This is a genomic window from Rhodococcus sp. 05-2255-1e, from assembly GCF_002259025.1.
Taxonomy (GTDB): Bacteria; Actinomycetota; Actinomycetes; order Mycobacteriales; family Mycobacteriaceae; genus Rhodococcoides; species Rhodococcoides fascians.
Window position 1 is genome coordinate 561,599 of record NZ_NOZE01000009.1, and the last position, 15,051, is coordinate 576,649.

Below are 15,051 nucleotides of genomic sequence, written 5' to 3' on the forward strand. Positions count from 1 at the left end.
GGATTCAGCGAATGAGCTGTGCGACGACCACGAAGTTGTCGTCGGTGGGTTCGCCGCCTTGGACGTCGCAGTTGGCCAGGATCAATCGTCCTGCTACCGACTTGCGCAGTTCGTTGTCTGCGAGCAGAGATCCCTTCGGTAGGGGGCCCACCGATTCGACGGCGTACTCCAGAGTGCCGCTCGCGGTGCGCAGCACAACGGTGTCGCCAGGGGTCACCACCCGCAACGCCTTGAACGGGGCGTCCCGCTTCGAATAGTTGTGTCCGGCAACAACTACCGTCTGCTCGGTCGAGGTGCCCGGCATGCCACTCTCGGCCCACCAGGCCGGTAGTTCGTCCACCGGGTTCAGCACCTGCCCGCTTTCCCCGCCGCGATAGAGGGGGTCCGGATGAATGGGACTGCTCAGATAGGTCGACCCGTCCGCCGAGCGCAGCTCGATGTACTCCGGTCGAGAGGGGGCGACATCGCCCGTCGGTGCAGCCCCCGAGATCTGTGACTGCACCGGCGAACGATCGGGTGCGGCGATCCCGACTTCGTCACTCGCACAACCTGATACGAGAAGAACGAACGTCAGGATCGCCGTCCACAGCCAGCGGGTGTTACGAGGTGGCATCGGTGGAGCTGCGGCGACGCAGGTAGAACGCGCCACCGGCAGCTGCGACGACGACCACGCCGACGCCGGCCAGGATCACCGGGGTGTTCGACGAGCTGTCCGAAGCGCCCGACGCCTCGTTCGAGGAATCGCCGAGTGCCAGATCGACCGGCGGGAGCTCTCCGGCCACGCTGACGACGCCGTTGTCGTCGGTGGTGAAGTAGTCCGCGACTGTGAAGGATCCGTCCTCGTTCTTGACGCCGACGAGCGAGACTCCGGTCTCGTCGACGACGACGGTGTTCTCGTCGACCTCGGTGACGGGCACGTCTTCCTTCACGGTGTTGCCGAGGTTGATGGTCCACTCGAACTTCGGTCCGCTGGCTGCCAATTCGGCTGCCTCGGCCTTGAGATCGGCCTCGGCCTTCGCCTTGGCGTCGGCCTCGGTCTTGGCGGCCGTTGCGGCGTCCTGAGCCGTCTTCAGCGTGGCTGCTGCCTCCGTGGCCTTGGTCTTGGCGGCCGCGGCTGCGTCGGTCTTGGCCTGCAGATCTGCATCGGCAGCCGCAACTGCGGCGTCGGCATCGACGACTGCCTGGGCAGCGTCGGCTGCGGCCTTCTCCAAAGTGGTGATGTCGGCATCGGACGGGGCGGCGTCGAGTGCAGCCTGGGCAGCGGTGGCCGCCTTCGCCTTGGTGTCGGCGTCGGCCTTGGCTGCGTCGGCGGCAGTGCGGGCGTCGGCTGCGGCCTTCTCGGACTCAGTTTCCTCACCTGCAGCGGCCTCGGCTGCGGCTTCGAGGTTCTTCGCGTTCTGCTCGGCCACTGCGGCCACTGCTGCAGCGGTCTGAGCCTCGATGTTCAGTGCCAGCGACTTCGCGGCAGTGGCAGCGGCAGCGCGAACTGCAGCGGTCACCTTGGCGAGGTTGAAGTTCTTGAACGAATCCTGAACAGCGGTAACGGAATCCGCGAGCGCCTTGTTCGATGCGTCGGCTTCGACCTTGGCGGTGGCGGCGAGTTCGGCCTTCGCGTCGGCATCTGCGCGAGCAGCCTCGGCTGCGGCGGTGGCCTCGGGGTCGCCCGAGACGGCTGCGGCTTCGAGCTCCTTCGCCTTCGCCTCTGCCTCGGCTGCGACTGTTGCAGCGCTGTCGGCGGCGGCCTTGGTTTTGTCGGCCTTGGTCTTCAGTTCGGCGGCGGTGTTCTTCGCTGCGGTGACCGCTGCGCTCGCTGCTGCGCTCTCGACCTTGGCGTTCGAGGCGGCCGTGACGGCGGCCTTGGCCTTGACGTCTGCCTCGGCAGCAGCAACCTCTGCCTTGGTGGCGTCGGTGCTCGCGGTGGCCTCGGCTGCCTTGGCCGTCTCGAGTCGTACCTGGGCGGCAGCCGATGCGGCTGCGGCTTCCTTGCTGGCGGCCTCGGCGTCGGCGATCGCCTTCTTCTCGGCGTCGGACAACTGCGGAATGACGTCGAGATTGACTGTGGCCGTGCCGTCTTCGTTGAACACGACGCCGCCGGTGATCTGCGGCAGTGGACGAACGGCGGAGGGGGCTTCGGGTGTCGGGACTGCGGCTGCGGCGGCCGCGGCTGCGTCCTCGGACGTGACGGCCGGGACAGGTGCGTCGATCTGTCCTTCGGCTGTTGCGGTGCCCGATCCTTCTACTGCGGCACCCTGTTCGCCTGTGGGAGCGGCGGGTTCGACGCCTTCGGATTCTTCGCCCGCCGGTGCTTGAACCTCGGAGCTTTCCGGCGTACTGGGCTCCTGAGCACTGGCGATTCCCGGTGCGGCGATGGACAGGGACAGTGCCATGGCGGCCCCGGCTGCGGCGAGGCGCGCCTTCTTGGACCTGGCGATCGACTTCTGCGACATGGAGATTGTGGCCCTTCGGTCAGTGGCAGCAGTGAGCTGCGCGCACCCGTCCTCCCACGCGGAACGAGCGTTGTTGGTGAGTCACACGAACAACCGTGATGACGTGACCGTAAACCAACCGGACGGTACATCGAACCGAAAAGTCCTTTACTGAGGTATTGGTTATCAAAGTGTTACTGATGAGACGGATGTGACGAATGAGGCCATTGATACACGTCGACGGCCGAGAGCGATGCTCTCGGCCGTCGGATTCAGCGGTTGATCGAAAGGCTCAGTCGCCGACTGTCACCGCACGAGCTTCGTCGATGCTGTGCGGTGCCGGCTCGTGTTCGTCCACGTGGGCGAGGACGTTTCGGCCGGTCGCCAGGACGACGATGGCCAGTGCCGTGCAGGCCGCGCCGACCCAGAACGGGACGTGCATGTTCGATTCTCCGAGCTTGCCGGCCAGGTAGGGAGCGGCGGCACCGCCGGTGAAGCGGACGAAGCTGTAGGCCGCGGACGCGGTCGAGCGCTCCACCGGTGCCGAGATCATGACGGTCTCGGTGATCAGAGTGTTGTTGACGCCCAGGAACAGGCCGGCCACGACGGTTCCGACGATCAGGACGGTCTTGTTCTCGGTGAACATCGCCATGACGCCGAGGTCGACGGCGAAGAGCAGGAGCGAGAGCATCATCATGTTCAGCGTTCCGTAGGCCCGCTGCAGTCTCGGCGCGATGAACACCGATGCCACGGCCAGGCAGAGGCCCCAGCCGAAGAAGATGAAACCGATCGAGTAGGTGCCCATGTCCAGGGGGAACGGGGTGTACGCCAGCAGGGTGAAGAAGCCGTAGTTGTAGAGCAGTGCGGTGATGCCGACGGTCAGCAGTCCGCGGTGTCGCAGTGCCCGGAACGGATCGAGGATCGACGTGGTGTGCGCGGGCTTGGGGGTGTCCGGGAGCATGACGATCAGCAGGATGAATGCGATGGCCATCAGTACTGCGACGCCGAAGAACGGTCCGCGCCAGCTGAATCCACCGAGGAGGCCGCCGACCAGCGGTCCGGTTGCGATTCCGATGCCCAGTGCGGCCTCGTAGAGGATGATCGCGCGGGCGACGCCGCCGGATGCTGCGCCGACGATGGTCGAGAGCGCCGTGGCGATGAACAGGGCGTTGCCCAGTCCCCAGCCGGCGCGGAATCCGATGATCTCGCCGACGGAACCGGACATGCCGGCGAGGGCGGCGAAGACCACGATGACGGCCAGGCCGGCCAGCAATGTGCGCTTGGGCCCGAATCGGCTGGACACGACGCCGGTGATGAGCATCGCGACGCCGGTGACGAGCATGTAGCTGGTGAACAGCAGCGACACCTGAGACGGCGAGGCGTGCAGTTGTTCGCCGATCGGCTTGAGGATCGGGTCGACCAGACCGATACCCATGAAGGCGATGACGCTGGCGAACGCGACGGCCCACACTGCGCGCGGTTGCTTCAGCAGGCTGTCGGGGGAGGTGCTGGTGGTCACGAAAGAGTTCCTCTCTTTTCGCGATCGACGGGTTCGAGGATGCTGCGAAGCTCGCTCAGGCCGTCGGTCAATTTCTGGATTTGTTCCGGGTCTCGGTCGGACAGGTACGGGACGAGTCCGTCGACGATGTGACGGCGACTCGCGGCGAGCCACCGATGGCCGGCCTCGGTCATCTCGACGAGCACGGCCCTCGAGTCGTCGGGGTCGGACGTCTTGGTCACCAGGCCGTTCTTGCCCAACTTCGCGAGCAGTGCCGTGGCCGAGGGCTGCGAGCATCGGTCCAACTCGGCGAAGGTGCTGATGCGCAGGGGCTGATACTCCTCGAGCAGCGACAGTGCCCGCATCCACGCTCTGGGCCATTCGTCGCTGCCGAATCGGGCAGCCAAGCGAACGAAGCGTGACGAACTGGTGACCAGCTCCGAGACCAAATCTTTGAGGTCGTCGTGGGAATGGCTCACCGGTTTATTGTTACATACACTAACTATCTATCGCAACGCGAGGCTCACCGGCCGTTGAAATCGGGTGGGGTGAGCTCGGGGGAAGAGAGCGGTCAGTGTCGACTCAGTAGATCGGCGATCTCGCGATCCCACTCGGCGTTTCGGCGCCCGTCGTAACGGAAGCGCATGACGTAGTAGAAGCCGATCAGCGCAGTGGCCGCCAGGATCCAACTTCCGACAGCACTGAAGATCGCGGCAGCGACGACATCCGACGAGGTCAGTGGCCGCAGGCTCAGCTCGCCGGCGTCGTTCACCCAGATCTGAGCGGTCGTACCGACCGGCGACCCGGTGTCGACGCTGACGCGGCCGGTGTGCTCGACGCCTCGGTAGACCCACTGCGAGGGAACGGCCGTCACGGCGGCACCGTTGGTGGAGTCGAAGCTGGTCGCGGCCGTCGGTGCTACGGCTGCGACATCGGTCGTGGTGGCCGTCACCTGGTGGATCGATGTGCGCTGATCGTCGAGTCGTTGCTGCTGCTCGGAGTAGGCACCGATGCCGATCCACAGCGAGAACGGAACCATGACGAGCAACAGGGTGACGATCCAGCGTTTGATCTGTGCCTGGCGTAGGTCGCAGTCGCGGAGAAGCGGATTGGGGTAGCCGGCGACCTCGTCACCTGCGATGCGAGTGTGCCCGGTGAGTTTGCGGCGCATGATGGTCCCCAGTGCTTTCGAAAATGTTCCGACCGACCTGTCCACGATGCCCACGCTCACTGCGAGTATCAAGCGATAGGGGTCAGGGTCACATGTGACGGTCGTTATGACGGATTCGCCCCGGAAAGGTCGGAAGTGAACATCGATCGGGTGAGATGTGCCCGCGCTGCCGCGTCGGTAGCAGCTGCGGTGACAGTGTTCGGGGCGTGGACCGGCTCGGCACGGCTGCAGAAGATCGCGAAGCCGCTGATCGTTCCCGCGTTGGCCACCGCCCTCGATCCGGCACACGACCGGGTGCTGGCGACGGGTCTGGCCGCAGCCACCATCGGCGACGTGCTGTTGATCGACCCGGACGACGACTCGGCACTCGAACTCGGTGCCACGGCATTCGGAGTCATGCAGAGCTGCTACACGTTTCTGCTGTGGCGTCGTGGTGCGCGACCGGTTCTGCTGGACGCCGTTCCGCGATACGCGGGCTGGCTGGCGGCGTCGATTCTGCTGGCTCGACGCCAACCGGCGGTCGCCCCGACCCTGTCGGCCTACGGCGGCGTGCTCGCGACGACGTCGACGTTGTCTGCTCGGTCGGTCTCGCGTGGGGGTGACCGCAGGCTCGTCGTGGGCGGAATCCTGTTCACGGTGTCCGACGCGCTGATCGTCCACCGACGACTGTTCCTCACCGACGAACGGCACCGCCGCACGGCCGAGGCGGTGATCCTGTCCACTTATGTGGCCGCTCAGATGCTCCTCGTCGACGCCCTGGCCACTACTCGTCGACGTCGTGACGGGGAAGCAGCAGAACCCGCTCTCGATGGGCTGGGTCCACTCGAACGGCGATGACCGTACCCGGCTCGAAGTGTGCGGTGTCGGCTCGCGGGATGCCGTAGACGATCTTGCCGAAGTAGCTGCTCGAGCCCGGCACGGTGAACTCCAGGTCCAGCTCGGCGGTGTCGTCGTCGATGCGCCGGATAGCGTCGACGGTCGCCCATCCCTCGACGCCGTGTTCGATCAGTTCCTTCTGCTCGCGCGTCGGGCGTCCGGCGATCATCATGGCCAGGCCGAGGGCCGCGCCGAATCCGGCCACCAGGGCTGCCAACTGGTACGGCAAGGTGTCGGGCGGTGTCTTGTCCACGAGCCAGCCGATCCAGACTGCCAGCACTATCGAATAGCCGATCGCCACGGCGACGACGGCGCGCACGATCCTCGAGTCGTTCACTTCGGTACTCCTGTGCCGTCGGGAGACGGCGTTCGATCGATCGGAGATTGGGGGTTACTCGTAAGTAGGGTTACATGTACGGTGATCGATGTGACTCGACCAACTGTCTTCATCTCAGGTGCCGCGGCCGGCATCGGCCGTGCAACGGCACTCAAGTTCGCTGCCAACGGTTACCTCGTCGGTGCGTACGACATCGACGAGACCGGTTTGGCGTCACTCGGCAAGGAAGCTGCTTCGCTCAGCGGTCGGGTGTTCACCGGTACTTTGGATGTAACCAACTCCGACCAGTGGGAAACCCGGTTGAAGGAGTTCGTTGCCGAGGGTGACGGTCGACTCGACATCCTGATCAACAATGCCGGGATCCTCGCTGCAGGGGCCTTCGAAGACATGCCGCTCTCGGTGCATCGCCGCCAGATCGACATCAACGTCAACGGCGTCGTCTACGGCACCCACGCTGCATTCCCCTACCTCAGGGACACCCCGGGCGCGCAGGTCGTCAACCTGTGCTCGGCCTCGGCCATCTACGGTCAGCCCGAGTTGGTGACGTACGGCGCATCCAAGTTCGCGGTGCGCGGCATCACCGAGGCGTTGGATCTCGAATGGAGCAAGTACGACATCGCGGTCAAGGCCATGTGGCCGCTGTTCGTCCAGACGGCGATGACCGAGAAGATCTCGACGGGCACCACGAGCTCGTTGGGCATCAAGCTCACCGTCAAAGATGTGTCCGACGCGATCTTCGACGCCACCCGTCCGGTGAAGCGCCGGTTGCACAAGGTGCACTTCCCGGTCGGGCTGCCCTCCAAGGCGCTCTCGCTCGGTTCACGGTTCTCGCCTGCGTGGCTCACCCGTGAAGTCAACCGCCGTCTGAGCCACACCTAGAACGCCGCACCGGACGATGCCGGCGCTGCGCCGGTATCGTCTGTCTTTCGAGCAGTAGGTGTCGAAAGGTGGGTCGGGTTTTCTTCATGCTGAGCACGGTGCGGTCGAGCAGGACAAGACAATTCGGGACAGTGCGATTCGGAACGGTGCGGGCGTGGGTGGTCGCTGTCGGGGTCGGGTCGGCGCTCGTACTCACCGGCTGCAGTAGCGAGTCGGCTGCGCAAGCGCCGCCTACGTCGTCGACCACCACCCCCGTGCCGACCACCACGACGACCGCACCGACCACGACTCCGCCGCCGGTGACGACCACGTCGGAAGCGCCGCCGCCCCCGCCGGTCGAACCACCCCCACCGGTCGCGGAGCCGCAGACGACGTATGCCGCGATCGGCGGGGCCTATTACTTCACTTCGCCCGACGGGCTGTTTCAATGCGGCATCGTGCCGCTGTCGAGTCGCACCGAGGCCGGCTGTCAAGGCACGACCACCCCGGTTCCGCCGCGGCCCGACGACTGCATGATCAACTGGGGCAACGGTATTCGCGTGACCAACGACGGTCCCGCGGCATTCATGTGTTCCGGGGGAGTGGTGTACACCTCGGGTGGCGAGTCGATGGATCCGCCGCTGGCTGTCGGTGCGACCATCGCCGAGGGTGGCTACACCTGTACCTCGGCCGAGAACGGTATCTCGTGCGCGAACGACGCCACCGGTCACGGATTCCGGATCGCGCCCGACAGTAACGAAATCTATTGAGCGAGAACGAGATCGACGGCCAACCGGCCGAAGCCGGTCCCACCGAATGGGGTGAGAACCCGAACGGCGTCGGCCCGTGGTCGGACACCCACGACGAGCCGCCGCCCGACGACCCGCGACTGGACCCCGAACTGCTCGCCGCCGGTGATCGACGCAATGTCGTCGACGCATATCGATACTGGCGACGCGAGGCCATAGTCGCCGACATCGACACTCGCCGTCATTCACTGCACGTCGCCATCGAGAACTTCGCGAACGATGCGAACATCGGCACCGTGGTGCGGACGGCCAACGCCTTCGCCGCGCAGGCGGTGCACATCGTCGGGAGGCGTCGATGGAACCGTCGCGGCGCGATGGTCACCGACCGGTACCAACACATTCACCACCACGATTCGGTGGAGGCGCTGATGGCGTTCGCCGAGGACCAGGGACTCGTCGTCGTCGCCGTCGACAACACCCCGGGCTCGGTGCCGATCGAAACGGCTGAATTGCCGCGCAACTGCCTGCTGCTGTTCGGTCAGGAGGGTCCCGGCGTCTCCGATAGCGCGCGGGAGTCCGCGTCCATGACGGTCTCGATCGCGCAATTCGGGTCGACACGCAGCATCAATGCCGGTGTTGCGGCCGGGATTGCGATGCACTCGTGGATTCGTCGCCACGCCGATCTCGATACCGCATGGTGAAGACAGGGCCTTACCAGGACGGGATGTAACGGTTCGGCAACGGTAGTGGCAGGATTGCGGGTATGCAGGAGTTGTGGTCGCAGCGTGCCGACGCTGCGGAGGGGGCCGTCGTCGCACGGCACATGCGTCGGCTGTGGGGACTGCCCGGTACGGCGCTCGGAGTCGTCGCGTGGCCGCCCGTCAAGCATGAGCGTGCCTTCCTGCGCTGGCACTACTGGTGGCAGGCACACCTGCTCGACTGCGCAGTGGATGCCGCCGACCGCGAACTCACCACAAAACGTCGACGACGCCTGACGAAAATCACCCGCGCGCACCGCACCCGAAACCTCACCGGCTGGACCAACAACTACTACGACGACATGGCCTGGCTCGGGTTGGCTCTCGAACGTGCGCAGCGTCAGCACTTCGTCGGAAACCGCAGCGGCATCCAGCAGATCGAGATGGAACTGTTCGACGCCTGGGCTCCGGCCGAAGGCGGCGGCATCCCGTGGCGCAAGAAATCCGACTTCTACAACGCGCCGGCCAACGGCCCGGCCGCGATCATGCTCGCCCGCACCGGTCGGCTCTGGCGGGCCCAGGAGATGTCGGACTGGATGGACCGCACCCTGCGTGACTCGCGCACCGGATTGATCCTCGACGGCATGCATTCCACCCGCGCCCTCGTCGACGCGGGCAAGTCCGGCGAGGTCGAACGCGCGATCTACAGCTACTGCCAGGGCGTCGCACTCGGCCTGGAAACCGAACTCGCACTCCGTCTCGGCGAGCCGAGGCACGCGCAGCGTGTCCACGCGCTGGTCGACGCCGTCGAGAACCACCTCACCCGCAACCTCGTCATCACCGGCGGCGGCGGGGGAGACGGGGGCCTGTTCAACCCGATCCTCGCGCGCTACCTCGCGTTGGTGGCCACCGAACTACCCGGCGACACCGACGCCGACGACCGTGCACGAGAGGTTGCGGCCGCAATCGTCCTCGCCTCGGCCGAGGCCGCATGGGAGAACAGACTCGAAGTGGAGGACAACCCACTGTTCGGTGCCGACTGGACCCGCGAAGCACGATTCCCGGGGCAGGGCCTGCACATCGCCACCTTCGCCGAGGGAACGGTCCGACCGTCCGAGGTGCCCGAACGCGACCTGTCCGTGCAACTCGGTGGCTGGATGCTCATGGAAGCGGCCTACCGCGTCTGCGCTGCTGGTTTCTAGGTCGTTCCGCAGGCTGCACTCCCGCGGATTCTAGGTCGTTCCGCAGGCTGCACTCCCGCTGGTTTTTAAATCGCTCCGGGCTACTACTCGACAACCTCGTCGACGACGATCGTCTCTTCGGGACGCGCCATTTCCTTGCGGTATTGCCAGATGCCCAGACCCGTTCCGACGACCAGCAGCACGATCATGCTGATCAGCACCGCGGGCATCAGCCACGGGATGCGTTGGATGAACGAGCCGAAGTAGAAACCGACGAGCAGCAGCACCGGTGCCCAGATGATTGCGCCCAGAGTGCTGGCGATGGTGTAGCGACGGTGATCCATCTTCGCGGCCCCGGCGACCATCGGGCACAGTGTGCGCACCCACGGGATCCAACGCGCGACGAGAACCGCCCAGAATCCGTGCTTTTCCAGCAGCAGATTGACCTTGTGCAGGTTCTTGGTGTTGAGGTACTTGCCGTTCTTGCGGGCCACCAGCGTCGAACCGGTTCGGTGGCCGATCATGTATCCCACCTGGTTGCCCGCGATCGCCGCGACCATCGCACCGACCGAGAGAGCCCAGATGTGGCCGGTGCCCGACGCGTGCGTCGCCATGACGATGCCCGCAGTGATCAGCATCGAGTCACCGGGTAGGAACAGGCCGATGATCACCGCGCATTCGATGAACACGAATGCCATCACGATCACCCACACGACCAGAGGACCCGCCGACTGCAGCGGTCCGAAACTGCCGACGGCCTCGGTGGACACGGTCTGCAGTGCGGCGGCGGTCAATGCTGTGGCGCTCAGTGACACGGGCTCGATCGCTTTCGGATCAGGACTTGGAGTCCGGGGCGTCGGCTTCGATCGCGTCGGCTGCTTCCCCGAGTGGAGTCTTGCGGGCCTTGATCATGCGCTTGCCGACCTCGATCACGATGGGCAGGACGGACACGGCGACGATCAGCAGGAAGATGATGTCGACGTGGTCGCGGATGAACGCGATCTGTCCGAGCAGGTACCCCAGAACCGTGACACCCGCGCCCCACAGGATGCCGCCGACGACGTTGTACGTCAGGAACAGCGAGTACTTCATGTGCGACGCACCGGCGACGACCGGCGCGAACGTCCGCACGATGGGTACGAATCTCGCCAGGATGATCGTGATCGGGCCGTGCTTCTCGAAGAAGACGTGCGACTCGTCGATGTACTTCTTCTTGAAGAACCGGGCGTCGTTGCTCTTGAAGAGGGCAGCACCGCCCTTGGTGCCGATGAGGAAACCGACCTGGTCGCCGAGGATCGCCGCGATGGGAATCAGGATGACCAGCGTCCAAATGGACGCGAATGGCTCGATCTCGGTGGACTTCGACGCCGCGATCAGGCCGGCTGTGAAGAGCAACGAGTCGCCGGGCAGCAGCGGGAACAGCAGGCCCGACTCGATGAACACCACCAGCAGCAGACCGATCAGGACCCAGTGACCGAAGGAATTGAGCAGGTTCACCGGATCGAGGAAACCGGGCAACAGGGCCAGATTCGTCGTCACCGATTCCGAAGCAGCAAGAAGACTCACCGCGCCCACACTACCGGCCGAAACCGGCAACTCCTGAACAGTCGGTGTCGGCCGACCGTGAACTCGATGGCCTGTTCGGCACCCCTCGACGGACAACCACCCGGGAGGGACGTGAGCGGGTACGCACGACACCGAGCCCGGAGGTTGCCATACTGCACAGGACACAATCGAACTTTCAATGGAGGAATGACGCCGTGCCTATCGCAACTCCCGAGGTCTACGCCGAGATGCTGGGCCGGGCGAAGGAACACAAGTTCGCCTTCCCGGCAATCAACTGTGTGGGTTCCGAGTCCATCAACGCCGCCATCAAAGGCTTCGCCGACGCGGGTAGCGACGGCATCATCCAGTTCTCGACCGGCGGCGCAGAATTCGGCTCCGGCCTGGGTGTGAAGAGCATGGTCACCGGCGCTGTCGCTCTCGCCGAGTTCGCCCACGTCGTGGCCGCCGAATACGACGTCACGATCGCGCTGCACACCGACCACTGCCCCAAGGACAAGCTGGACACCTACGTGCGTCCGCTGCTCGCGATCTCGCAGGAGCGCGTCGACGCCGGCAAGAACCCGCTGTTCCAGTCGCACATGTGGGACGGATCGGCCGTGCCGATCGACGAGAACCTGGAGATCGCGAAGGATCTGCTGGCCCGCGCTGCGGCCGCGAAGATCATCCTGGAGATCGAAATCGGTGTCGTCGGCGGCGAGGAAGACGGCGTCGAGGCAGAAATCAACGACAAGCTGTACACGTCGAACGAGGACTTCCTCAAGACCGTCGAGGCACTCGGTGCCGGAGACGCCGGCTCGCGCTACCTGCTGGCGGCGACGTTCGGCAACGTGCACGGCGTCTACAAGCCGGGCAACGTCAAGCTCAAGCCGTCCGTTCTCGCCGACGGTCAGCGTGTGGCCAGCGAGAAGCTCGGCCTGGCATCGGGCTCGAAGCCGTTCGACTTCGTCTTCCACGGCGGATCGGGCTCGGCGAAGAGCGAAATCGAAGAGGCGCTCGAGTACGGAACGGTGAAGATGAACGTCGACACCGACACCCAGTACGCATTCAGCCGCCCGATCGCCGGACACTTCTTCTCCAACTACGACGGTGTGCTCAAGATCGACGGCGAGGTGGGCAACAAGAAGGCCTACGACCCGCGCAGCTACCTCAAGAAGGCAGAAGCCGGAATGACGGCCCGTGTGATCGAGGCCTGCAACGACCTGAAGTCGGCCGGACGCAGCGTCAGCGCCGGATAAGCGGCTGCGCCCCATGTGAGTGGAACCTCGTAGTGGGCTACGAAGTTCCACTCACATGGGTTCTCAGCTGCACACCTTCCACTGATCGCCGTCGAGGCTCAGGTCGAAGGTGCGCGGCGAGCGATCGTTCGGGTTGGCGTCCGTGTGGGCGATGACCTGAGCGATCGCCGTGGTGTCGTCGGTGACCTGGATGGCGTCGATGCTGTCGACGGTCGGGATGTTGCCCTGCTCCACGGACACCCGATGCACGTCGGCGAACTCCGCGTCCGGGATGTCGCGGTAGAACGTCGCCAGGTCTCCGCAGGACGTGCTGCGCAGCGTGGCCAGATCTCCGGCGGCCAGCGCCCTGGTGAACGACTCGACCGTCGTGCGAATCTGCGCTTCCGGGGAGTCTTCGACGCCACCGCGGTCGACGAGCAGGAATGCGGCCGTCGCGACGCCCGCAATCACCACCACCGCGGCCACCAGAGCCGCCCACCACTTCTTGTGACTCGGTTTGTTCGGTTCCGAAGCCGGCGGTCCGACGCGGCGTGGTCCGACCTGCTGCGGCCGAGCCTTCTGGGGTTCGATCTTTCTGGGCGCGATCTTCTGGGGCTCGGCTTTTCGAGGCGCAGCTACCGGCGAATCGGATTCAGGTGCAGCGATCTTCTCGGTGGGGGCGTCCGTCGATTCGTCGGCCGGCTTCTTCTTGTTCAGGTCGATCTTGGTCGTGTCGGCCTCGGGGGTCGCATTGTTCTTCTCGTCCGACATGCGTTCTCCCTCGTTCACCGAATTCCTCGAAAGCTGTAAGTCCGAAATTTCGTCAGCTGGCAGCCTATCGACCGCGTGTGCAGCGCAGCGTGAGCGCCGCCGGGGGTGTTCGGACACGATTGGGTGACGTAGGGGCACAATGAGCGCCATGACTTCTTTCGGTGATCTGCTCGGACCTCAACCAACGCTGTTGCCCGGCGACGACGAGGCCGAATCCGCACTGCTGAATCACGAGGCTCCCGAGACGGTTGCTGCGGCCCATCCGACGGCGTCGATCGCGTGGGCGTATCTCGCCGAGGCCGCTCTCGAATCGGGTGCCACCATCACCGCGTACGCCTATGCGCGTACCGGTTATCACCGAGGTCTGGACCAGTTGCGTCGTAACGGATGGAAGGGATTCGGGCCGGTCCCGTACAGCCATGAGCCCAACCGCGGATTCCTCCGATGCGTCGCAGTCCTCGCCAAAGCCGCCCGCGACATCGGCGAGCACGACGAGTACGCCCGCTGCCTCGACCTCCTCGAAGACTGTGATCCCAAAGCAGCGGAAGCGCTCGGCCTGGGCTGATCGGGCCCGCGCGAGCCGGGCGCGTGGCCGAACCCGGATGAAGGCGGGCACCGAGCGGCTGCGGTTGTCGTTGTTGCCCATCGTGCAGTGCGCGTTGGCGGCCGGGGTCGCGTGGTTCGTCGCTACGGACCTCGTCGGTCACGAACGTCCGTTCTTCGCGCCCATTGCGGCCGTCGTCTCGCTCGGTGTGTCCCTCGGGGCGCGGTTGCGCCGATCGGCCGAGCTGGTGGCCGGCGTGACGGTCGGCATCGGCGTCGGCGATCTGTTGATCTCCCTGATCGGCAGTGGGCCGTGGCAGATCGCGCTGGTGGTCGTGTTGGCGATGTCGGCTGCGGTGTTCCTCGACGGCGGCCCCATCATCGCGATGCAGGCCGGATCGTCCGCGGTGCTGGTGGCGACCCTCATTCCTCCTGGCAACATGGGTGGCCCCAACCGCATGGTCGACGCGTTGGTCGGTGGTCTGGTGGGCATCGCGATCGTGGCGTTGATTCCGACGCATCCGGTGTGGCGGGCGCGTAAGGATGCGGCGAACGTGTTGGCGACCGCGGCGAGTGTGCTGCAGAAGGTGGCCGACGGGTTGGTGGCCAACGACCCGAAACCCATCGAGGATGCGTTGCGCAAGGCTCGGGCGACGCAGTCCGGTATCGATGCTCTACGGACCGACCTCAAGGGCGGCCGCGAGATCGCACGAATTTCGCCGATGTACTGGAATCATCGCAATCGGTTGGCGGCCCTCGCCGCGACGGCCGATCCGATCGACAACGCGGTTCGCAATATTCGGGTGCTGGCACGGCGGTCGCTGACCTTGGTGCGCGACGACGAGATTCTGGACCCGCGGGTGGTCGACGAGGTGGAGAAGCTGGCGCATGCGGTTGAAGTCCTACGCCAGATGATTCTCGCCGATCCGGGGCAGAAGCCGGATGCGGCGGAGGCCGCGCGGGTGTTGCGGTCGGTTGCTGCCGGAGCCAAGCCGGAACTGATCTCGAACGCCGGGTTGTCGGCGACGGTGGTGCTCGCTCAGTTGCGGTCGATCATCGTCGATCTGTTGCAGGTCGCCGGGCTCAAGCGTATTTCCGCGTTGGCGACGCTTCCGCCGACGGTCAAGCATCCGCACGTCCCGCCGGAGTTGTGACCCGAGCGC

Annotated in this window: 17 protein-coding genes; 8 read left to right on the top strand and 9 right to left on the bottom strand. The window is 65.3% G+C overall.

The window, feature by feature from the left end:
- Nucleotides 1-4: 4 nt before the first annotated feature.
- From CH262_RS06005 to CH262_RS06025, 5 genes are all read right to left on the bottom strand, one after another.
- Complete coding sequence (locus CH262_RS06005) at nucleotides 5-502, bottom strand: class F sortase (protein WP_230072970.1); 498 nt, start codon at nucleotides 500-502, stop codon at nucleotides 5-7.
- A 97-nt stretch (nucleotides 503-599) separates the two neighbouring features.
- Nucleotides 600-2,447, bottom strand: a complete 1,848-nt coding sequence (locus CH262_RS06010; RefSeq protein ID WP_094717225.1) for a hypothetical protein — start codon at nucleotides 2,445-2,447, stop codon at nucleotides 600-602.
- A gap of 271 nt (nucleotides 2,448-2,718) precedes the next feature.
- Nucleotides 2,719-3,945, bottom strand: a complete 1,227-nt coding sequence (locus tag CH262_RS06015; RefSeq protein ID WP_032386093.1) for an MFS transporter — start codon at nucleotides 3,943-3,945, stop codon at nucleotides 2,719-2,721.
- Nucleotides 3,942-4,403 carry a MarR family winged helix-turn-helix transcriptional regulator gene (locus CH262_RS06020; RefSeq protein ID WP_032364936.1) on the bottom strand — a complete coding sequence of 154 codons (462 nt, stop codon included), beginning with the start codon at nucleotides 4,401-4,403 and terminating at the stop codon, nucleotides 3,942-3,944. Before CH262_RS06020 ends, CH262_RS06015 begins: the two co-directional genes overlap by 4 nt.
- Nucleotides 4,404-4,495: 92 nt before the next feature.
- Nucleotides 4,496-5,095 (bottom strand): Rv1733c family protein, encoded by a 600-nt coding sequence (locus CH262_RS06025; protein WP_143547073.1) that lies wholly within the window; start codon nucleotides 5,093-5,095, stop codon nucleotides 4,496-4,498.
- Between the two features lie 150 nt (nucleotides 5,096-5,245).
- Between CH262_RS06025 and CH262_RS06030 the strand changes: the two genes are divergently transcribed.
- Nucleotides 5,246-5,932, top strand: a complete 687-nt coding sequence (locus tag CH262_RS06030; RefSeq protein WP_373453764.1) for a lysoplasmalogenase family protein — start codon at nucleotides 5,246-5,248, stop codon at nucleotides 5,930-5,932.
- Here the strand turns inward: CH262_RS06030 and CH262_RS06035 are convergent.
- The gene (locus CH262_RS06035) at nucleotides 5,859-6,308 is read right to left on the bottom strand and encodes a hypothetical protein (protein ID WP_094717227.1); all 450 of its coding nucleotides are present in this window, start codon (nucleotides 6,306-6,308) and stop codon (nucleotides 5,859-5,861) included. The two genes, CH262_RS06030 and CH262_RS06035, sit on opposite strands and share 74 nt — an antisense overlap.
- A 90-nt stretch (nucleotides 6,309-6,398) precedes the next feature.
- Between CH262_RS06035 and CH262_RS06040 the strand changes: the two genes are divergently transcribed.
- The 4 genes from CH262_RS06040 (at nucleotide 6,399) to CH262_RS06055 (ending at nucleotide 9,815) form a co-directional block, all read left to right on the top strand.
- Complete coding sequence (locus tag CH262_RS06040) at nucleotides 6,399-7,187, top strand: SDR family oxidoreductase (RefSeq protein WP_027494308.1); 789 nt, start codon at nucleotides 6,399-6,401, stop codon at nucleotides 7,185-7,187.
- Nucleotides 7,188-7,318: 131 nt separating this feature from the next.
- Nucleotides 7,319-7,936: a DUF6636 domain-containing protein gene (locus tag CH262_RS06045; protein ID WP_230591112.1), complete on the top strand. Its 618-nt coding sequence runs from the start codon at nucleotides 7,319-7,321 to the stop codon at nucleotides 7,934-7,936.
- Nucleotides 7,933-8,616 (top strand): TrmH family RNA methyltransferase, encoded by a 684-nt coding sequence (locus CH262_RS06050; protein WP_045841394.1) that lies wholly within the window; start codon nucleotides 7,933-7,935, stop codon nucleotides 8,614-8,616. The genes CH262_RS06045 and CH262_RS06050 overlap by 4 nt, the downstream gene beginning before the upstream one ends.
- A 62-nt stretch (nucleotides 8,617-8,678) precedes the next feature.
- Entirely contained in the window at nucleotides 8,679-9,815 is a 1,137-nt protein-coding gene (locus CH262_RS06055) for a glycoside hydrolase family 76 protein (protein ID WP_032373679.1), read from the top strand.
- 83 nt (nucleotides 9,816-9,898) lie between these two features.
- Here the strand turns inward: CH262_RS06055 and CH262_RS06060 are convergent, their stop codons facing one another.
- Nucleotides 9,899-10,564 (bottom strand): DedA family protein, encoded by a 666-nt coding sequence (locus CH262_RS06060; protein ID WP_027494304.1) that lies wholly within the window; start codon nucleotides 10,562-10,564, stop codon nucleotides 9,899-9,901.
- A 64-nt stretch (nucleotides 10,565-10,628) separates the two neighbouring features.
- Nucleotides 10,629-11,369 carry a VTT domain-containing protein gene (locus CH262_RS06065; RefSeq protein WP_371828753.1) on the bottom strand — a complete coding sequence of 247 codons (741 nt, stop codon included), beginning with the start codon at nucleotides 11,367-11,369 and terminating at the stop codon, nucleotides 10,629-10,631.
- A 185-nt stretch (nucleotides 11,370-11,554) separates the two neighbouring features.
- On the opposite strand from CH262_RS06065, the gene fbaA reads away from it, so the two are divergent.
- Nucleotides 11,555-12,595: a class II fructose-bisphosphate aldolase gene (gene fbaA, locus CH262_RS06070; protein WP_027494302.1), complete on the top strand. Its 1,041-nt coding sequence runs from the start codon at nucleotides 11,555-11,557 to the stop codon at nucleotides 12,593-12,595.
- A gap of 63 nt (nucleotides 12,596-12,658) precedes the next feature.
- Here fbaA and CH262_RS06075 read toward each other — a convergent pair whose 3' ends face one another.
- On the bottom strand, nucleotides 12,659-13,345 hold the full coding sequence (locus CH262_RS06075; RefSeq protein WP_143547074.1) for an Rv0361 family membrane protein: 687 nt from the start codon (nucleotides 13,343-13,345) through the stop codon (nucleotides 12,659-12,661).
- 148 nt (nucleotides 13,346-13,493) lie between these two features.
- Between CH262_RS06075 and CH262_RS06080 the strand changes: the two genes are divergently transcribed.
- Together CH262_RS06080 and CH262_RS06085 are read left to right on the top strand one after the other, a co-directional pair.
- A complete protein-coding gene (locus tag CH262_RS06080; RefSeq protein WP_027494301.1) occupies nucleotides 13,494-13,910 on the top strand; it encodes a DUF3151 domain-containing protein in 417 nt (138 codons plus the stop codon).
- 37 nt (nucleotides 13,911-13,947) lie between these two features.
- Nucleotides 13,948-15,042: an FUSC family protein gene (locus CH262_RS06085; RefSeq protein ID WP_048316520.1), complete on the top strand. Its 1,095-nt coding sequence runs from the start codon at nucleotides 13,948-13,950 to the stop codon at nucleotides 15,040-15,042.
- Nucleotides 15,043-15,051: the final 9 nt, after the last annotated feature.